We start from the raw sequence: 18,115 nt of genomic DNA on the forward strand, positions 1-18,115 counted from the left end.
TGTGGCCAATGTGACCGTTCAGAACGGCGGACCATTCAGTCTGCCTTCATGCCGGATGCGGGTCGCGCACCGCCGCGCCGCGTAGCAGCTTGCCGATCTCCGGCTTGCAGGCCCCGCAATTGGTGCCGGCCTTCAGGCAGGTGCCGATATCGTCGACACTGGCCGCCCCTTTGCGAATTTCCGCCGAGATCTGATGCTGCCCGACGCCGAAGCACGAGCAGACGATCGGCCCGACGTCCTGGCCGGCATCCAGCGGCTGCCCCGTCAGCAGCGACATCCGCGCATTCGCGGACAAGGCCGGCTCCGCCAACAGGCCCGTCAGCCACGACCGCGAGACCAGCTTGTGATCGGGTGCGATGAAAACGCAGCCCTCCAGCCGGCCGTCGCGAACGGCGGCGTAACGGAAGCGGCCGGCCTTCGGATCGCGATAGGCGATCCATTCGATATCGTGTCCGACGCGAAGCTGCTCCCGCGCCCAGTCGCGCCAGCTCGGCTGCCGCTCGTCGAAGGCCAGCTCCATCCGCCAACAGGTCCCCGAGCGACCACCGACCCAGTACCCCGCGGCGGGACGTTCGATCTCCCGGCGGCTGAGGATGAAGACATGCCATTTCGGCAAATAGGCTGCCGCCCTGACCGGCGTATGCTTGGACTCAGGCTGTCCAGAGATCGGATCAGTCGCCGGATTGACTAGCGCATTGACCCGGCCATCGCCGGCATACTCGCCATTCCAATGCATCGGCACGAACACGCAGCCGCGCCGCTGCTCGGCGGTGACGACAACGCGCGCCACCATCTCGCCCCACGGGCTGGTCAGCCGGGCGAGTGCGCCATTCTCGACGCCGGCCATACGCGCATCGTCAGGATGGAATTCGGCATAAGGCTCGAAAACATGTGCGAGTAGCCGCGGCGATTTTCCAGTCCGCGTCATCGTATGCCATTGATCGCGGACCCGGCCGGTATTGAGCACCAGCGGATAGTCGCGGCTCGTTGCGTTCACGGAGGCGCGCGGCGTCACCGGCACGAAACGGGCCTTTCGATCGGGAGTGAAGAACTCGCGCGTTTCGAACATCCGCGGCGTGCCGGTCGGATACTCCCGCGTCACCGGCCACTGGATCGGGGTCAGCGCATCATAGGCGCGATCATCGAGCGTCCGTAGCGCCGAGAGATCGAAATCACGCGTCCCGTCATTCTCGAAACTGGAAAGGCCCGCGTGCTCGCGGAAGATCGCAGCAGCGTTCGAATAATCGAATCCAGAAAAGCCCATGCGCCGGGCGACGTCGCAGACAACCTGCCAATCGGCCCTTGCAGCACCTGGCGTGGGCAGGAACCGCCGTTGCCGGGAAATGCGGCGTTCGGAATTGGTGACGGTACCGTCCTTTTCGCCCCAGGTGAGCGCGGGCAGCAACACATGGGCATGACGCGTGGTGTCGGTGTGGCGCATGCAATCGGAGACGACAACAAGTTCGCATGCATCTAGTCCGCGGCGCACGCGATCGGCATCCGGCAGGCTGACCAGCGGATTGGTCGACATGATCCAGAGCGCCTTGATGCGCTGGTCGGCGATCGCGTCAAACATGTCGATCGCCTTGAGGCCCTGCTTGTCCGCGACGACAGGCGATTGCCAGAACCGCTGGACGATGTCGCGATGCCGCGAATTCTCGATGTCCATATGCGCGGCGAGCTGATTTGCCAGCCCGCCGACTTCCCGGCCACCCATGGCGTTGGGCTGTCCGGTCAGCGAGAACGGCCCCATGCCGGGCCGCCCGATCCGGCCAGTCAGCAAATGACAGTTGATGATCGAATTGACCTTGTCGACCCCGCTGCTCGACTGATTGATGCCCTGCGAATAAAGCGTGACGACGCGTTCGGTCTTGGCGAACCAGTCGAAGAACAACGCCACGGCGCCTTCGGACAGGCCGCAGATGTCGGCAGTCTGGGCAACCGTCTGGCCGGCGACCTGCTTGAGCGCCGCTTCGGCGCCGGTGGTGCAGCTCTCCACGAATGCGCGGTCGATGGCACCGCGCGACGCAAGATGCGCGAGCAGCCCGTTGAACAGCACCGAGTCGCTGCCCGAGCGAAGCGGCAGGTGTAGATCGGCGCCATCGCATGTAGCCGTGTGCCGCGGATCGATGACAACGATGCGGCACGCGGGATTGCTGGCCTTGGCGGCCATCATGCGCTGATAGAGGATCGGATGGCACCAGGCCGCATTGGAGCCGACAAGGACCAGGAGATCGGCGCTTTCGAGATCCTCATAGCAGCCCGGGACGGTATCGCTGCCGAACGCGCGCTTGTGGCCCGCCACGCTCGAGGCCATGCACAGCCGGGAATTGGTATCGATGTTAGCCGTGCCGATGAAGCCTTTGGCGAGCTTGTTGATGACGTAATAATCCTCGGTGAGGATCTGGCCGGAGACGTAGAAGGCGACCGCGTCAGGCCCATGCTCGCGAATGATCTTGCCAAATCCCTCCGCGACGTGATCGAGCGCAATATCCCAGCTGGTTTCCTGCCCGTTGACGATGGGCGCAAGCAGCCGTCCCTCAAGGCCGACGGTCTCGGCGAGCGCCGATCCCTTCCCACACAGCTTTCCAAAATTAGCGGGATGAAGCGGATCGCCACGGACGGTCACCGCGCCAGTGGCATCCCTGTCAGCGAGAACGCCGCAGCCGACGCCGCAATACGGACAGGTTGTCTTCACGGGCACGGGCGATCACCCTCACTCGGCGGGCACGGTTGCTACCGCCTGCACGCCAAGCCAGACGATGCCGTTCTCCACTTTGGTCGGGTGCGCGCGCGTACATCCCTCATCAGGCGCGACCGCCATGCCGCTTTTGAGCTCAATGACGAAATTGTGCAGCGGACAGGTGACGCGCTTGTTGTGGACGATGCCTTGCGACAACGGCCCGCCCTTGTGCGGGCAGCGATCATCCAGCGCGAATACCTCGTCATCGCTGGTCCGGAATACCGCGATGTTGCCAGAGGCGGTCCGCACCACGCGCGAGCCGAGAACGGGAATATCATTCAGAGTCCCGATTTCGATCCATTTGGTCATGCGAGTTCCAACTCCGCCAGCGGGGTGAATTCGTTGCGATCGACGCCGCGCTCGGCGCGCGCCGCCCAGGGATCGCTCTGCGAGAATTGCTGCGAATGGGCGAAGCGGCTGAACAGCGCCTTGCGGTTGGCGACATCGTCGACCACCTGCTTGCGGATCGCATCGAGACCGACCCGATCGCACCACTTGTACATGCGCTCCAGATACCAGCCCTGCTCGCGATAGAGCTGCGTCAGCGCGGCGATGATTTCGAGCGTCTCCTCTTCAGTCGCCACCTTGGTGAGGAACTCCGTCCCCTTGATGTGCAGGCCGGCCGCGCCAGCGAAATGGATCTCGTAACCGGAATCGACGCAGACGACGCCGACGTCCTTGCAGGTAGCCTCCGCGCAGTTACGCGGACAGCCTGATACCGCGAGCTTCACCTTGGCCGGCGTCCATGAGCCCCACATGAACTTTTCGAGCTTGATGCCGAGGCCGGTGGAGTCCTGCGTGCCGAAGCGGCACCATTCCGAACCGACACAGGTCTTCACCGTGCGCAAGCCCTTGGCATAGGCATGGCCCGATACCATCCCGGCCTTGTTGAGGTCGGCCCACACCGCGGGCAGATCCTCCTTCTTGACGCCGAGCAGATCGATGCGCTGTCCGCCCGTCACCTTGACCGTCGGGATGTTGAACTTGTCTGCAACATCAGCGATGGCGCGGAGTTCATCTGGCGTGGTGACGCCACCCCACATCCGCGGCACGACCGAATAGGTCCCGTCCTTCTGGATGTTGGCGTGGACGCGCTCGTTGATGTAGCGCGACTGCTGATCGTCGCGGTACTCGCCGGGCCAGGTCGCGAGCAGATAATAGTTCAGGGCGGGCCGGCAGGAGTGGCATCCGTTCGCCGTCTTCCAGTCCATGAACTTCATGACGTCGGGGATGGTCTTCAATCCATTCTCGACGATGACACGGCGCGCGTCGTCATGGCTGTGATCGGTGCAGGCGCAGATCGGCTTGACCTTCGGCGCTGCCGAATAGTCGCCGCCGAGCGTGAACGCTAGAACTTGCTCAACGAGGCCGGTACATGAGCCGCACGAGGACGATGCCTTGGTGTGAGCGCGCACATCATCGATCGTAAACAGCTTCTTTTCGCTGATCGCCTTGACGATCGTGCCCTTGCAGACGCCGTTGCATCCGCAGATTTCCGTATCGTCGCTCATGGCGGCGACCGAATTCTTGCCGCTGTGGCCGCCATCGCCGAGATTGGCGGCGCCGAACACCAGCCGCTCGCGCATGTGGGACACGTCGGTGCCGTCGCGCAGATGCTGGAAGTACCACGGGCCGTCGACGGTATCGCCATAGAGCACGGCGCCGACGATTCGCTTGTCGCGCAGGATGATCCGCTTGTAGACGCCGCGCGAGGCGTCCTGCATCACGATCTCTTCCTTGTCCGCGCCTGGCGCGAAGTCGCCGGCGGAGAACAGGTCGATCCCGGTCACCTTCAGCTTGGTCGAAACGACCGAACCGTCATAGGTGGCAAAACCCTTCATGGCGAGATGATTGGCGCAGACCTTAGCCTGGTCGAACAAGGGCGCCACGAGGCCGTAGGTTTGGCGGCGGTGCTGCACGCATTCGCCAACCGCATAGATGCGACCATCGTAAGTCTGCATGGTATCGGAGACGACGATGCCGCGCTCGCAGTAGAGGCCGGCCTTGCGCGCCAACTCGACATTCGGGCGGATACCGACCGCCATTACGACGAGATCCGCCGGAATCTCCTCGCCGTCGGCAAAGCGCACGCCGGTCACGCGATCCGTACCCAGGATCGCTTCGGTCTGCGCAGGCATCTTGAACACCATGCCGCGCTCTTCCAGCGACTTGCGCAAGAGTCCGCCCGCGACCTGATCGAGCTGACGCTCCATCAGCGTGTCGAGCAGATGCACGACGGTGACGTTCATGCCGCGCTTCATCAGGCCGTTGGCCGCCTCGAGACCGAGCAAGCCGCCACCGATCACGACGGCGTTCTTGTAGCTCGTCGACGCCTTGACCATGTGCTCGACGTCCTGAATGTCGCGGAAGCCGATGACACCAGGCAGATCCTTGCCCGGAAGCGGCAGCATGATCGGGTTGGAGCCGGTGGCGATCAGCAGGCGATCATAGGGCACCCGCGCGCCCTCGGCGGTGACGACCTCGCAGGTGCGCCGATCGATCATCTCGATCATCTCGCCCTTGCGCAGCGTGATCCCGTTATCCTCGTACCACTGCTCCGTGTTCAGCATGATGTCGTCAACGGTCTTCTCGCCGGCGAGCACGGGCGACAGCAGAATGCGATTGTAGTTGCCGTATGGCTCGGAGCCGAAGACGGTGATGTCGTAGAGATCAGGCGCGCGATCCAGCAGCACTTCCACGGTGCGAATGCCGGCCATGCCGTTGCCGATCACCACCAACTTGGGCTTATTCACTTTATCGAGCATGCTCTCTGATCCAGGTTCCGACGGCCCCGCTCGGCGACGCAGCCCTGCATCGGCGATCGGCAAATAAGATTGGTTGATTGGGGGTGCCCATCGGCGGGCAGAGACTCGTCGGCTATGACGATCGAGATCTCACGTATTCAAGAGGCGTGCCAACAAGGGATCCGTAATTTTTCGGGCAGAGCGCCCGACTTCGGACGGTGGATCAGTCGGTTGGCTGCTTCAGTGCGTGCATGAATGCCCAAAAATCATCCACGCGGGTTATCCATTGTGCACAGCACCAATACTTAACCATGATTGCGCGCCAACGTGCCCGAGAGATTGGCACGGCAGAGGAAACCGGCCTTTCAAGCGCGCATCCTCAGCACAGCATAATAAAACACCAGTCTGCACGTTCGGGCGGCTGCTTTTGCCAAGAATCGGAGCAGCGGCCGCATTCGCGGCGGCTTCTTGGCCCCCGGCAAGCTACTGCAAAACCTCGCGAAGCGGCGCGTCGGGTTTTTCTGGCACACGAATTGCTGACGTTAAGGGCGAGAGTGCGCCTCAACGACGAGACGACTCGCTTCCCAACATTAACTTCCTCTGTGCCGAGATTGCCGCGCGGCTTGCGTGGTGTCACGCGCCGATGTCCGAGGCTGCTCGATGAAGTTTGCTGAATTCAAGAAGGCTGGCCACTGGCCCACGCTGCTCGCCGCCTTTCTCTACTTCGATATAAGCTTCATGGCTTGGGTCGCGCTCGGTCCGTTGATCGTTTACATCGTGCGCGACATGAACCTTGCGGTCGACGAGAAGTTTACGCTCGTCGCCATCCCGGTTCTGGCTGGCGCGCTGCTGCGGGTGCCGATGGGCCTTCTTGCCGATCTGTTCGGCGCCAAGCGAACCGGAATTGTGGCGCAGCTCATCGTCATCGCTGCGACCTCCTGGGTCTGTTTTTTCGGACTTCCGAGCAAGCTGTCGATTGAGCTGTTCGGCCTCGCGCTCGGCATCGGCGGCGCTTCATTCGCGGTGGCACTGCCGCAGGCGAGCCGGTGGTATCCGCCGCAATATCAGGGCGTGGTGATGGGAATCGCCGGCGCCGGCAACATGGGCGTCGTGCTCGACACGATGTTCGCACCGACAATCGCCGAGCATTGGGGCTGGCAGGCCGTATTCGGCGTGCTGCTCGTTCCGATGGTGCTGATCCTCGCCTACTACATTTATGCCGCCAAGGATGCGCCCGGAGAGCGGAAGCCGGTTTCGCTGAAGGCCTACGGTACGCTGCTGCGCGATCCCGACAGCCGCTGGTTCATGTTCTTCTACTTCATCACCTTCGGCGGCTTCGTTGGTCTCGCCAATGCGTTGCCGCTTTACTTCACGGTGCAGTATCACGTCTCGGGCGTTGCGGCGGGCCTCTTGGTCTCCTTGATCGTCGCTTTCGGTTCCGGTTTCCGCCCCGTCGGCGGCCTGATTGCCGATCGCATCGGCGGCATCCGCTCGCTGTCGATGTTCTTTGGCGTCGTCGTGGCGGCGTATCTCGTCATCGCCTTCATGCCGGAGGGGCCGGCCGCGCCGGCGGCTGCGGGCTGGGCGCTCACCGAGATGCCGCGGATCGCCTGGATGTCGGTTTTGCTGTTCTCGATCGGCGTCCTCGCGCTCGGCATGGGCAATGGCGCCGTGTTCCAGCTAATCCCGCTCCGCTTCCGGCAGGAGATCGGCCTGATGACCGGCATGGTCGGCTGCGCCGGCGGCATAGGCGGTTTCTTCCTTGCCAAGGCGCTCGGCGTCGCGAAGGGAATGACCGGCGGCTTCGGCGCAGGCTTCCTGTTTTTTGGCGTGCTGGCGTTGCTTGGTTTCATCGGACTTGCCATGGTCAAGGTGCGCTGGCGCACCACATGGGGCGCCGCATCGGGAGCGCGGGTCTGACGACCGGCGCTGCCATAGCGTTTTCGAGCGAACTGGTTACCGGTTCGCGTGAAGAAAACGCGTCAGTAGCAAAAGGCTTGGCAGGCTTCGCGGGTGACCATCGGTTCGCAACGTAATCTCGGGGTTCGCGTCGGCTTCGTCAGCGAGACCGGCAAGCGCTCCGCCAATGAGGATTACGTTGGCACCTGCCTCGGCCAGCCCGGTGTGAATAACCGCGACATTGTCGCCGCCGTCGCTGACGGCGTCGGCGGATACAAGGGCGGCCGCGAAGCCGCCGAGCTCGCGGTTCGATGCTTCATCGATGCCTATTATTCCCTCCCCGAGACGCTCGGCGTGCGCCGCCGGGCGTCGCGTTCGCTGGAAGCTGCCAACAGCTGGATCTACACGCAGGGCCGAACCGACCCGCGGCTCAGCGGCATGAGCTGCGCCTTCTCGTCGATCATCCTGTCGCGGCGGCTTTGCCACGTCATTCACATCGGCGACACCCGTGCCTATCGCCTGAGCGAGGGGCGGCTGGAGCGGCTGACCACGGATCACATCGCCGGTCGTGGCGACCTTGCTCACCTGCTCAACCGCGCCATCGGCTTCGAGGACTTCGCCCGCTTCGATTACGCTACAGTTGGATTACGCCAACACGACAGGCTTCTGGTCTGCAGCGACGGCGTTCATGGCGTACTGACCGATCACCGCCTCCAGCTACTCCTAAGCGAGCGCACCTCGCCGGAGGAATCCGCCCGCGCCCTGGTCGACGCGGCGCTCGATGCCGGCTCGACCGACAATATGACCGCGCTGGTGCTCGATGTCGTCGACCTGCCGCCTGCCGATCGCGACGAACTCACTCACTCGATCGCAACGCTTCCGATTCTGGATCTGCCTGAAACCGGTGATGTCATCGACGATTTCACGCTCGGCGAAATCCTGTCGGATGGCCGCTATAGCCGGCTGTTCAAGGCTGTCGACAAGCGGCAGGGCCGCGAAGTCGTGCTGAAGTTTCCGCATCCGCGCGTCGCCAGCGAGGGCTCGTATCGCCTCGCCTTCGTCCGCGAGGCGTGGGTCGCGGCGCGCGTGCGCAGCCTGTGGATCGGCGAGATCATCGAACTGCCCGCCGAGCGGCAGACCCGCCTCTATTCCGTGATGCCGCTTTATGAGGGTGAGACGCTGGAACAGCGGCTCAATCGGCCGCCGCAGCTTTCGCTGGCCGAAGGCATCGGGATCGCGACCAAGCTGGCGCGCGCGGTCGCGACGCTGCACCGGGCCGGTATCATTCATCGCGACATCAAGCCTGACAACGTGATCCTGCTGAAGGGCGGCGGATTGCGGCTGGTCGATCTCGGCGTTGCCCGCGTGCCGCTGCTGGAGGATTTCCCGGCCGAGGATATTCCGGGGACGCCGAGCTACATGGCGCCCGAGCTGTTCGGCGGCCGGCCAGGGGACGAATTTTCCGATCTCTATGCGCTCGGCGTCACCGTGTATCGGATGTTTACCGCCGCCTACCCCTATGGCGAGATCGAGCCGTTCTCGCGCCCCCGCTTCGGCAAGCCTGCCTACCTCTCGCGCTATCGTCCCGACCTGCCGGCATGGCTGGACGCGGTGATCGGCAAGGCGCTCCACGTCGATCGGGCGCAGCGCTACGGCGATGTCATCGAGTTCTCGCACGAGCTCGAGAATGGCGCGATGTGGGCAAAGCCGGCCGTCACGTCACGGCGCTCGCTCTATGATCGCGACCCGCTTGTCTTCTGGAAGAGCCTCTCCGCAGGACTGGTCGTGCTCGTCATCCTGCTTCTCGCATGGATCGTAAAAAGTTAGCCCGACGCTCCCTGGAGCGTCGGGCTATATCACGTGAGCGAAGCAAGCCGCGCCGGCTTCGCTAGTCTGGTTCACACCCCGGTCTGGGTGATGAACTTGGTGTTGAAATAGCCTTCCATCGCCTCGGTGCCGCCTTCCGAGCCGTAGCCGGAATCCTTGACGCCGCCAAATGGCACTTCGGGCAGCGCCAGGCCGAAGCTGTTGATCGAGACCATGCCGGCTTCGATCGCAGCACCGATCGCGGTCGCGGTCTTGGTCGAGCTGGTGAAGGCGTAGGACGCAAGGCCGAAGGGCAAGCGGTTGGCTTCCTCGGCAACCTCGTCGAAGGTGGAGAAACGGGAGATCAGCGCCAGCGGCCCGAACGGCTCCTCATTCATGGCGCGGGCGTCCTTCGGCACGTCGCTGACAACAGTCGGCTCGAAGAAGTAGCCTTTGTTGCCAACCCGGTGGCCACCGGTCTCGAGCTTGGCGCCCTTGCCGACGGCGTCTTGCACCATGCCCTCGATCGCCGTGACGCGGCGCGGATTGGCGAGCGAACCCATCTTCGATTCCGGATCGAGGCCATTGCCGACCTTCATCGACTTGGCGCCCTCGACGAACTTGTCGACGAACTCGCGGAACACGTCATCCTGCACCAGCATGCGGGTCGGGGAAATACAGACCTGGCCGGCATTGCGGTACTTCGCCGCCGCGAGAATTTTCGCCGCCGATGTGACGTCGGCGTCCTTGAACACGATGGCCGGTGCATGGCCGCCGAGCTCCATGGTGGCGCGCTTCATGTGCAGGCCCGCCAATGCGGAGAGCTGCTTGCCGACAGTGGTGGAGCCGGTGAAGGAAATCTTGCGGATCACCGGATGCGGAATGAGATATTCCGAAATTTCCGACGGCACGCCGTAGACCAGGTTGATGACGCCGTCGGGCACGCCTGCATCAGCGAATGCCTTGATGAGCTGCGCGGGCGATGCCGGCGTTTCCTCGGGCGCCTTGACGATGATGGAGCAGCCGGCCGCAAGGCCTGCGGAGAGCTTGCGGACAACCTGGTTGATCGGGAAATTCCACGGCGTGAAGGCCGCGACCGGGCCGACCGGCTCCTTGACCGCGATCTGGTAGATGCCGGGACCACGGGCCGGGATCACTCTTCCATAGGCGCGCTTGGCTTCCTCGGCAAACCACTCGATGATGTCGGCCGCCGCCATCGCTTCGACCTTCGCTTCCGCCAGCGTCTTGCCCTGCTCCATGGTCAGGAGCGGCGCGATCTCCTCATTGCGCTCGCGCATGATCTGAGCCGCCTTGCGCATGATCCGGCAACGGTCGAACGGTGCTACTGCCCGCCAAGCCTTGAAACCCTTGGCGGCGGCTTCCAGCGCCTCGTCGAGATCGGCGCGGTCGGCGTGGGCTACGGTGCCGATTTCCTCTTCGGTCGCCGGGTTGAGCACGGGAATCGTCCTGCCCGACTGGCTCGGGCGCCATTTGCCGTTGATGAAGAGTTGGGTATTCGAATATGCCACGAGACTTTCTCCCTGAGCTTATTGATCGCCAAATGGCGCGCGGCGGAAATTCAGGCGCCTATATGATGGAAGCCTTATCGAATTGCAAAGCCGATTCAGTGGTGTGCGCCTGCGCGACCGACGCATAGCGCCTCCGCGGCCCGCATCATTTCCGGACCCAGATAGCTCTGGAACCTTGGGTGGCCGGTCAGGCTCGCGAAATCCGGATGCCGGGTAACGCCGCCGTCGCCCACCAGTAGGTATTGCTCGGCAATCTCGGTCAGGACTTCCAGGTGCCAAGCCGCGGTCGGATGCAGGCACAGTACCACCAGCCGGCCCTCGGCCCGCAGCTTGCGGAAGAAATCGAGCATGAAGCCGATATAGCCGTCCTGGAGATTGAATTGCGGCTCGTCGAACAGATGCACCATGGGCGCGGCAGTCGGAGACTTCTCGAGCAGCACTGATGGCACCAGCTTGCTGAACCTGCGAACCTGATAGGACTGGTGATAATGGATCGCCAACCGATCGCGCTCGCGATACTTGACCCGGTGGATATCGGCGCCTGCGACATAGACATGGCCAGAAGACGGCGCATTGGATCCGGTCATCATCTCGAACAGCGTGGTCTTGCCGGCTCCGTTCGGGCCGATTACGCCAACGATCGAGGGGTCCTCGATTGCGAGATCGGCTTCGAGGGTGAATGTCGGGCGGCGAACCACGCGCCCGCGTGTGTAGACCTTCCGGACCTGATCAAGAACGAGCAATGGCGCCATCAGTGAACTCCGAGCAGAGTTTGGCGGAGTGCGCGATCTTCGCGCAGCGCGGCAGCGTCTCCACTCCATGCGATCCGGCCGCGGTCGATGACGGCAGCCTGGTCAGCGACCGAGAGCGCGATCTCGGCATTCTGCTCGACCACAAGCGAGGCCACGCCTTCGTCCCGCAACCTGCGGATGGTCGCCAACACGTCGCTGACAATCTTCGGCGCCAGCCCCTGGCTTGGTTCGTCGAACAGGATCAATCCGGGCGCTCCGACCAGCGCGCGGGCGATCGCCACCATCTGCATTTCGCCGCCCGAAAGATTTTCGCACTCGCGCTCCATCAGATATTCGAGCGGCGAGAAGATCTCGCAAGCTTCCTTCACGGTCCAGCTTCGGAATCGCGTACGCTTCTGCGCGATGCCGAGATTGCGGGCTACCGAAAGCGTCGGACACAACCGCCGGTCGTCCGGTACCCAGCCGATGCCGGCGCGGGCGATTTCGTGTGTCGCGCGATGGGTTACGTCGCGGCCGTCAAACCGGACAACGCCGCGCCGCGCCCGCGTCAATCCAAGGATGGAACGCAGCAACGTCGTCTTGCCCGCACCGTTGGGGCCGAGCAAGGCGAAGACCTTGCCGCGCTCGACGGCAAGCGACGCACCAAACAACGCCTGGGTTTCGCCATAGAAAGTATCGACGGCGTCGACTTCGAGAATCATGCGAAACGTCCGAGGTTGGAGCGTTTGACCCATTCGTTCTGCTGCAGTTCCTGCGGCGCGCCGCGCGCAATCACCTGACCCCAGTGGATCACCGAGATTCGATCGGCCAGCGAGAACAGGAATTCCATGTCGTGCTCGATGGCCACGATCGTGAGCTTGCGCTTGAGTTGGCTGACCAATTGAGACAGCCGCTGCACACCATCGGTGCCGAGCCCGGATGTCGGCTCGTCCAGACAAAGCACACGCGGGTTCTGTCCTAGCGCAACGGCGATTTCCAGCGCGCGGCGGTCGCCATAGGAGAGATCCTTGGCGCGGACGTCGGCCCTGTCGGTGAGGCCGACCATCGCGAGTATGTCTGAAGCTTGCTCGGCAAGGTCACTATCTGCCGAGGCCGCGCGATGCATGTCGAAGCCACGGACGCGAAAGGCCGGCAGACCGACCATGATGTTCTCGCGGGCGCTGAAGTCGTCGAACAAGGTCATGATCTGAAAAGAGCGGGCGACGCCCTTAGCGGCGATAAGCTGCGGACGAAGGCCGGTGACGTCCTCGCCGGCAAGCCTGATCGAGCCGCGACTCGGCTTGACGCGGCCGGTCAGTACATTGAAAAAAGTGGTCTTGCCGGCGCCGTTCGGCCCCATCACGCCATGGAATTCGCCCTCCGGTACAGCGAGGTCTATGCTTTCCAGCACGACACGGTCGCCAAAACGGACGTGTACTCCCTCAACCTCGATCAACGCCATCGCCCGCCTCCGAATAACAGACGCAACGCCGAGCCGCCCTGACGCCGCATCGAATACAACGACCGGTTCTGCCAGGCCGCAGCAACGGCTCCGGCCACCCCCTCAGGCCGGAACAGAACGACAGCCATGAACAGCAAGCCGAAATACAGCATCCAGGCGTTGGTGAGCGCGCCGATCACATCGCGCGCGGTCAAGAACAGGAAGACGCCGACCACCGGTCCCCAGAAGCTGACGAGGCCACCGCCGACGAGCGTCATCATCACCACATAGCCGGATTGATGCAGGCTCATGACATCCGGGAACGCCGCGAGCTGCGCCATCGCGAACAGGCCACCAGCAAATCCCGATATGGCTGCCGAGAGCGTGAAGATCGAAGCTTTGTAGAGCCAGACATTGTAGCCGAGATGCGCTGCTCGGGTTTCGCTTTGCTTGATCGCCGCAATCACCCGGCCATAGGGCGAATGCACCAGCCGCCACATCGCAATAACCGCAACGCCGAACACGAGGAGAACGAAGTAGTAGAATGAGACGTTCCCGGCGAGATCGATCGATGCAAATCCGAGATCGGCCGGCAGCCGTGCGATCTTCAACAGCCCATCCTCGCCGCCGGTGACCTTGTGCGACTTGATCGCGACCGTCCAGAAGATCTGCCCGAACGCAATCGTCATGAAGGCATAATAGATTCCGCGCCGGTGCGAGATGAACAACGCCACCAGCGCGCCGGCCAATCCGGCGATGACGAACGCAGCCGCCAGGCAGACCCAGAGATTGGCGACCACATTGAACTGACAGAGGCCAAAAGCATACGCGCCGATGCCGAAGTAAGCTCCGTGCCCGAACGATGGCAGACCTGCCGTCCCCAGCACGAGGTTGAAGGCCAAGGCATAGATCGACCAGATCAGAATCTCGATGCCGAGATAAGGATAGAGTCCGATGCGCGCGATCCACAGTGGCACGGTCGCCAGCGCGAGGAACAGCCACATCATGGTGGGCGTGATCAGCCGCGCGGAGTCGGATTGGTATGTCGCAATCATGCTCAGGCCTCAAGCACGCTTTTCTTGCCCCAGAGGCCCCGTGCTCTGAAGGTTACGACCGCGACCAGCAGCACGTACATCGAAAGCAGCGACCACTCGGAGGCGTAGGCGCCGGACAGACCGACGGCGAGACCAACCAGGAGCCCCGCCACGACGGCGCCCCAAAAGCTGCCGACGCCACCGAGCACGATGACCAGGAATGCCGGAATGACGGCATCGACGCCCATATGGGGGCGAATGCCCCAGATCGGCGCCACGATGATGCCGGCGATTGCTGCCAGCATCGTGCCGAATACGAAGACCAATAGCCGCAGCCGCGTCAGATTGATTCCGAGCGCGCGCACGATCTCGCTGTCATGCGCGCCTGCCTTGACGATCGCGCCAAACGGCGTCTTTTCGATCAGAAGCCAGACCAGTCCGATGATAACAGCGGAGATTCCCGCGGCATAAAAGCGGTACGTCGACCAGATCAGATCGCCGAACAGAACCCCGCCATTGATCGCTTGCGGTACCTGCAGCACGTAGTCGCGTGTGCCCCAGATCAGGCGGATCGTCTCCTCGATCACCATGGCCGCGCCAAAGGTGAGCAGGAGACCGTACAAGGGATCTTTGCCATAGGTTCGCCGCATGCAGAACTCGATCGCGATCCCGATCGCACCGGCCGCCATAGGCGCGATGATTAGCGCCGCGGCATAGCGCCAGCCGAGCGGCAGCGCGAGCCAGGCGCTCGCGATGTCCTGCGGCAACGGTGGACGGGGCCCCATCAGCTGCATGGCGAAATAGGCGCCGAGTGCGAACAGCGAGCCATGCGCCAGGTTGATTTGCTCCATCAGACCGACGATCAGCATGAAGCCGAGCGCGATCAGCGCGAACAGCAGGCCAAGCGTGAGGCCGTTCAGGATGTGGGGTAGGAGATCAAGCAAGCTGAATTCTCCCAACTGGATTGCAAGGCAGCGGGCGCATTCGCGTCCGCTGCTGATTGATTCGAGCCGCGATCAGGAATCCACCGTCGGGATCTGCTCGTAGGGAACGAGCTTGCACTTGGCGGCTGCATCGGTATCGGCGACAGCCTTCGGCTCGGTCCAGCTGATGATCTCATACAGATCGGTGCTATCGGACGGTTTGGCGTTTCGCCGCGCCAGATAGATCGTCTGCTGCATCTGATGCGTCACCGGATCCATGTAGGCATCGAAATGCTGCATGCGGTCGGTTGCCGATACCTTGAGGTTCTCCAGCTCCTTGATGATCTTGACGTTGTTGGTCGAGCCTGCGCGTTCGATCGCGCGCAATAGCTCGCGCGTCGCCATGTAGCCGTTGTAGGAGACATTTCCGGGCACCGGTATCGGGCCCTCCTTGTTGGCGGCTTGCCATTTCTTCACAAAGTCGGCGACGCCGGGCAGCGCCAGCTTGTGATACCAGGTGGTGCCAAACACACCGAACAGGCTGTTCGGTGCGCCCCAGACATCGGGCCAGTCCTGCTGGTTGTTGATCCAGGAAGGCTTGCCGTCGAGCTTGAGCTGGGTGACCTGCTCGCGCAGCGCCTTGATGTCGTCGCCACCGATCGCGGTTGCGACCACATCCGGCTTTGCCTGCTGGATCTTCAGGAGATAGGCGGTGAAGTCGCGGGTATTCTGCGGCACCAGCAGATTGTCAATGATCTTGCCGTCGGACGCTTCGACCTGAGTTTTGGTCGCCGCCGAAGTGGTGTGGCCCCATACATAGTCGTTGGTGAGCAGCATCCAGTTCTTGCCGATGGAACTGACCGCGTTCCGGACTGACGCCTTCGAAAAATTGGTGCCGTTGCCGTCCCAAACGAACTTGATGCGCGAGCAGTTTTCTCCGGCTTCGCTGGGCGCCGAGGAATTGGTGTTGAGATAGATGACGCCGTTCTTGGCGGCGACCTGGGTGATGGCGTTGGCGACGCCGGAATGAACCGCGCCGATCAGGATCGTGCAATCCTCACGCGTGATGAATCGTTCGGCGATGCGGCTGCCGGTAGCCGGCGTGGTTTCCGTGTCAGCCGTGATCCAGGTAATCTTGCGGCCGAGCACACCGCCTTTGGCGTTCGCCTCGTCGATTGCCATCTGAATACCGCGCAGATCGTCCTGGCCGCTGTTGCCGTATTGACCGCTCGCGTCGCAGGTCAGGCCGAGCTTGATCGGCTTGGCGCCCTGCCCCCAGACCCGGTTTTCCGTCCAGGGTCCGAAATAGCTTGCCGTACCCGCCAGGGCGGCGGCCATCAGGCTGCCCTGCAAAACGCTTCGACGCGAGATCTCACGCTGTTTCATGGCTCCCTCCCGAGCAGGCTCGTTTTCTTGTTGCGGCACTTAGAATGAACGTTCTATTATCCCGTGTAAAGTGGAATATTTGAACCGGTCGCAGAACGGCCGCGATGGGATAGAGCTGACGCCATGGACAAACCTGCCGGCACGGCGATGAGTTATGACGAACTGCGCGGCGCGATTGCCCAGCGACATCGCGCTTTATCAGGCCGGCTGCAGCAGATCGCTGAATTCGTCCTGGATCATCCGACCGACGTCGCATTGGGCACGGTCGCCGAGATCGCTGAGCGCTCCGGCGTGCCTCCCTCGGCCATCGTTCGCTTCGCCCATGCTTTGGGCTTTGGCGGCTTCACCCAGATGCAACAGGTGTTTCGAACGCGCCTCGTGGCCGGCGTGGCGCCGAGCTACAAGGCGCGGCTGGCGCGCATGAAGAGCGAGGAAAAATCGGTCCTCGGCCGCAAACCAGCGGCAGTACTGGGCCGCTTCGTCGCGGAAGCCCAATCAAGCCTGGTGGCACTGAGCCAGTCGGCCCATGAACAGCAACTCGAAGCCGCCATCATGATATTGGCGAAGGCGCGCGACATTTATCTCCTGGGACTTGGCGGCTCGTTTCCGGTGGCAACGCATCTGGCCTATGTGCTGCGAAAACTCGGGCGGCGCGTGGTGCTGCTGGACGGCACCGGCGGCAGCATCCACGAACAATCCCATCCGGCGACTTCCGAGGATGCGCTGGTTGCCATCAGCTTCCGCAACTATTACCCTGATACCGCGCGATTGTTTCCCGAATTGGTGGCGCGCAACGTGCCCGCGATATCCATCACCGACAGCCTCTTGAGCCCGGTTGTCGAGGGCGCATCGGTGGTCTTCGAGATCCAGGACATGCCTGAGCCAGCCTTGCGAACGCTGGTTGCGCCGATGTGCCTGGTGCAGGCGCTCGCGATCGGCCTTGATCTTGCCGGCGACTGACACTTTTCGCAAATCAGGAGAACAAACCTCATGGGACAACACGACGCCGTGCGGGTATTGAAGGGCAAGGTTGCGCTGGTGACCGGTGCGGGACGTGGACTCGGACGCGCCTTCGCCGAACGGCTGGCAGCGATGGGCGCCGATGTCGCCCTGCATGGCATGCGGGAAAACGGTCCGGCGGAATATGGCGAGGGATCGACGCTGACGGCGGTCGCGGAGCAGGTCGCAGCGACGCATGGCGTACGCACCATCCGCGTGCTTGGCGATCTCACCAATGGCGCTGATATCGCGCGGGTGGTTGAGACCACGACGCGGGAGTTAGGCCCCATCGACATTCTCGTCCACAACGCCGGCGGCGACATCGCGGCCAAGGGCGGCAAGCCTGATCCGAACGATGCGATCAGTATCCGCGAAGAAGACGTGCGCGCCGTACTCGATCGCAACCTGCTCTCGACCGTCCTGACCTGCCAGGCGGTGGCCAAGGAGATGATGCCGCGCCGTCAGGGCCGCATCGTCACCATCGGCTCGGTTGCGGCCTTCAAGGGCCGGACCAACGGCTCGATCTACGCGGTCGCGAAAGCAGGCATGACGCACTATACGCGCTGCCTCGCCGATCAGCTTCGCTCGTATGAAATCACGGTGAACTGCATCGCGCCGGGCGATACACGCACCGGCCGCTTCATGGGCACCCGTGCGGTCGATCAAAGCCGAATGATCGAAACCGGCACGCTCGATCGAATCGCCACCGTCGACGAGGTGGCGCGCGTCGTGGAAGTGTTCGCGGGCCCGTTGGGCGCGTTCGTCTCAGGGCAGGTGTTGCGCGTCGACGGAGGTGGACAGTGCTGGGCGGCGTGAGGCGCCAACGCCGCTGTTCGGAAAAGCCGGCCTGGCGCTTCCGGCAGTGCTGTCCGCTCGCCGC

The 18,115-nt window shown here is 63.0% G+C and carries 14 protein-coding genes; 4 read left to right on the forward strand and 10 right to left on the reverse strand.

Features of this window, described 5'->3' with window-relative positions:
* Window positions 1-46: 46 nt before the first annotated feature.
* The 3 genes from J6524_RS06770 to nirB are packed head-to-tail and all read right to left on the reverse strand — an operon-like array spanning window position 47 to window position 5,508.
* Window positions 47-2,704, reverse strand: a complete 2,658-nt coding sequence (locus J6524_RS06770) for a nitrate reductase (RefSeq protein ID WP_225669597.1) — start codon at window positions 2,702-2,704, stop codon at window positions 47-49.
* A gap of 12 nt (window positions 2,705-2,716) precedes the next feature.
* Window positions 2,717-3,052 (reverse strand): nitrite reductase small subunit NirD, encoded by a 336-nt coding sequence (gene nirD, locus J6524_RS06775; protein WP_225669598.1) that lies wholly within the window; start codon window positions 3,050-3,052, stop codon window positions 2,717-2,719.
* The gene (nirB, locus tag J6524_RS06780; RefSeq protein WP_225669599.1) at window positions 3,049-5,508 is read right to left on the reverse strand and encodes a nitrite reductase large subunit NirB; all 2,460 of its coding nucleotides are present in this window, start codon (window positions 5,506-5,508) and stop codon (window positions 3,049-3,051) included. The genes nirD and nirB overlap by 4 nt, the downstream gene beginning before the upstream one ends.
* 639 nt (window positions 5,509-6,147) lie before the next feature.
* Here nirB and J6524_RS06785 point away from each other — a divergent pair.
* Window positions 6,148-7,407 (forward strand): MFS transporter, encoded by a 1,260-nt coding sequence (locus tag J6524_RS06785; RefSeq protein ID WP_225669600.1) that lies wholly within the window; start codon window positions 6,148-6,150, stop codon window positions 7,405-7,407.
* Between the two features lie 93 nt (window positions 7,408-7,500).
* Complete coding sequence (locus J6524_RS37595; RefSeq protein WP_225669601.1) at window positions 7,501-9,213, forward strand: bifunctional protein-serine/threonine kinase/phosphatase; 1,713 nt, start codon at window positions 7,501-7,503, stop codon at window positions 9,211-9,213.
* Window positions 9,214-9,284: 71 nt separating this feature from the next.
* On the opposite strand, the gene J6524_RS06795 is transcribed toward J6524_RS37595, so the two are convergent.
* The 7 genes from J6524_RS06795 to J6524_RS06825 all read right to left on the reverse strand — a co-directional run bounded on the left by J6524_RS06795 (window position 9,285) and on the right by J6524_RS06825 (window position 16,236).
* Window positions 9,285-10,721, reverse strand: coding sequence for an NAD-dependent succinate-semialdehyde dehydrogenase (locus tag J6524_RS06795; protein ID WP_225669602.1), 1,437 nt, complete (start codon window positions 10,719-10,721; stop codon window positions 9,285-9,287).
* Window positions 10,722-10,816: 95 nt separating this feature from the next.
* Window positions 10,817-11,473, reverse strand: coding sequence for an ATP-binding cassette domain-containing protein (locus tag J6524_RS06800; RefSeq protein ID WP_376711984.1), 657 nt, complete (start codon window positions 11,471-11,473; stop codon window positions 10,817-10,819).
* A complete protein-coding gene (locus tag J6524_RS06805) occupies window positions 11,473-12,174 on the reverse strand; it encodes an ABC transporter ATP-binding protein (protein WP_225669603.1) in 702 nt (233 codons plus the stop codon). Before J6524_RS06805 ends, J6524_RS06800 begins: the two co-directional genes overlap by 1 nt.
* Entirely contained in the window at window positions 12,171-12,914 is a 744-nt protein-coding gene (locus J6524_RS06810) for an ABC transporter ATP-binding protein (RefSeq protein WP_225669604.1), read from the reverse strand. Before J6524_RS06810 ends, J6524_RS06805 begins: the two co-directional genes overlap by 4 nt.
* Entirely contained in the window at window positions 12,905-13,948 is a 1,044-nt protein-coding gene (locus J6524_RS06815; protein ID WP_225669605.1) for a branched-chain amino acid ABC transporter permease, read from the reverse strand. Before J6524_RS06815 ends, J6524_RS06810 begins: the two co-directional genes overlap by 10 nt.
* Window positions 13,949-13,950: 2 nt before the next feature.
* Window positions 13,951-14,871, reverse strand: a complete 921-nt coding sequence (locus J6524_RS06820) for a branched-chain amino acid ABC transporter permease (protein ID WP_225669606.1) — start codon at window positions 14,869-14,871, stop codon at window positions 13,951-13,953.
* A 72-nt stretch (window positions 14,872-14,943) separates the two neighbouring features.
* Window positions 14,944-16,236 carry an ABC transporter substrate-binding protein gene (locus J6524_RS06825; protein ID WP_225669607.1) on the reverse strand — a complete coding sequence of 431 codons (1,293 nt, stop codon included), beginning with the start codon at window positions 16,234-16,236 and terminating at the stop codon, window positions 14,944-14,946.
* A gap of 123 nt (window positions 16,237-16,359) precedes the next feature.
* On the opposite strand from J6524_RS06825, the gene J6524_RS06830 reads away from it, so the two are divergent.
* Complete coding sequence (locus tag J6524_RS06830) at window positions 16,360-17,196, forward strand: MurR/RpiR family transcriptional regulator (RefSeq protein WP_225669608.1); 837 nt, start codon at window positions 16,360-16,362, stop codon at window positions 17,194-17,196.
* Between the two features lie 30 nt (window positions 17,197-17,226).
* Window positions 17,227-18,051, forward strand: a complete 825-nt coding sequence (locus J6524_RS06835) for an SDR family NAD(P)-dependent oxidoreductase (protein WP_225669609.1) — start codon at window positions 17,227-17,229, stop codon at window positions 18,049-18,051.
* Window positions 18,052-18,115: the final 64 nt, after the last annotated feature.

It is taken from the genome of Bradyrhizobium hereditatis (assembly GCF_020329435.1).
Lineage (GTDB): Bacteria > Pseudomonadota > Alphaproteobacteria > Rhizobiales > Xanthobacteraceae > Bradyrhizobium > Bradyrhizobium hereditatis.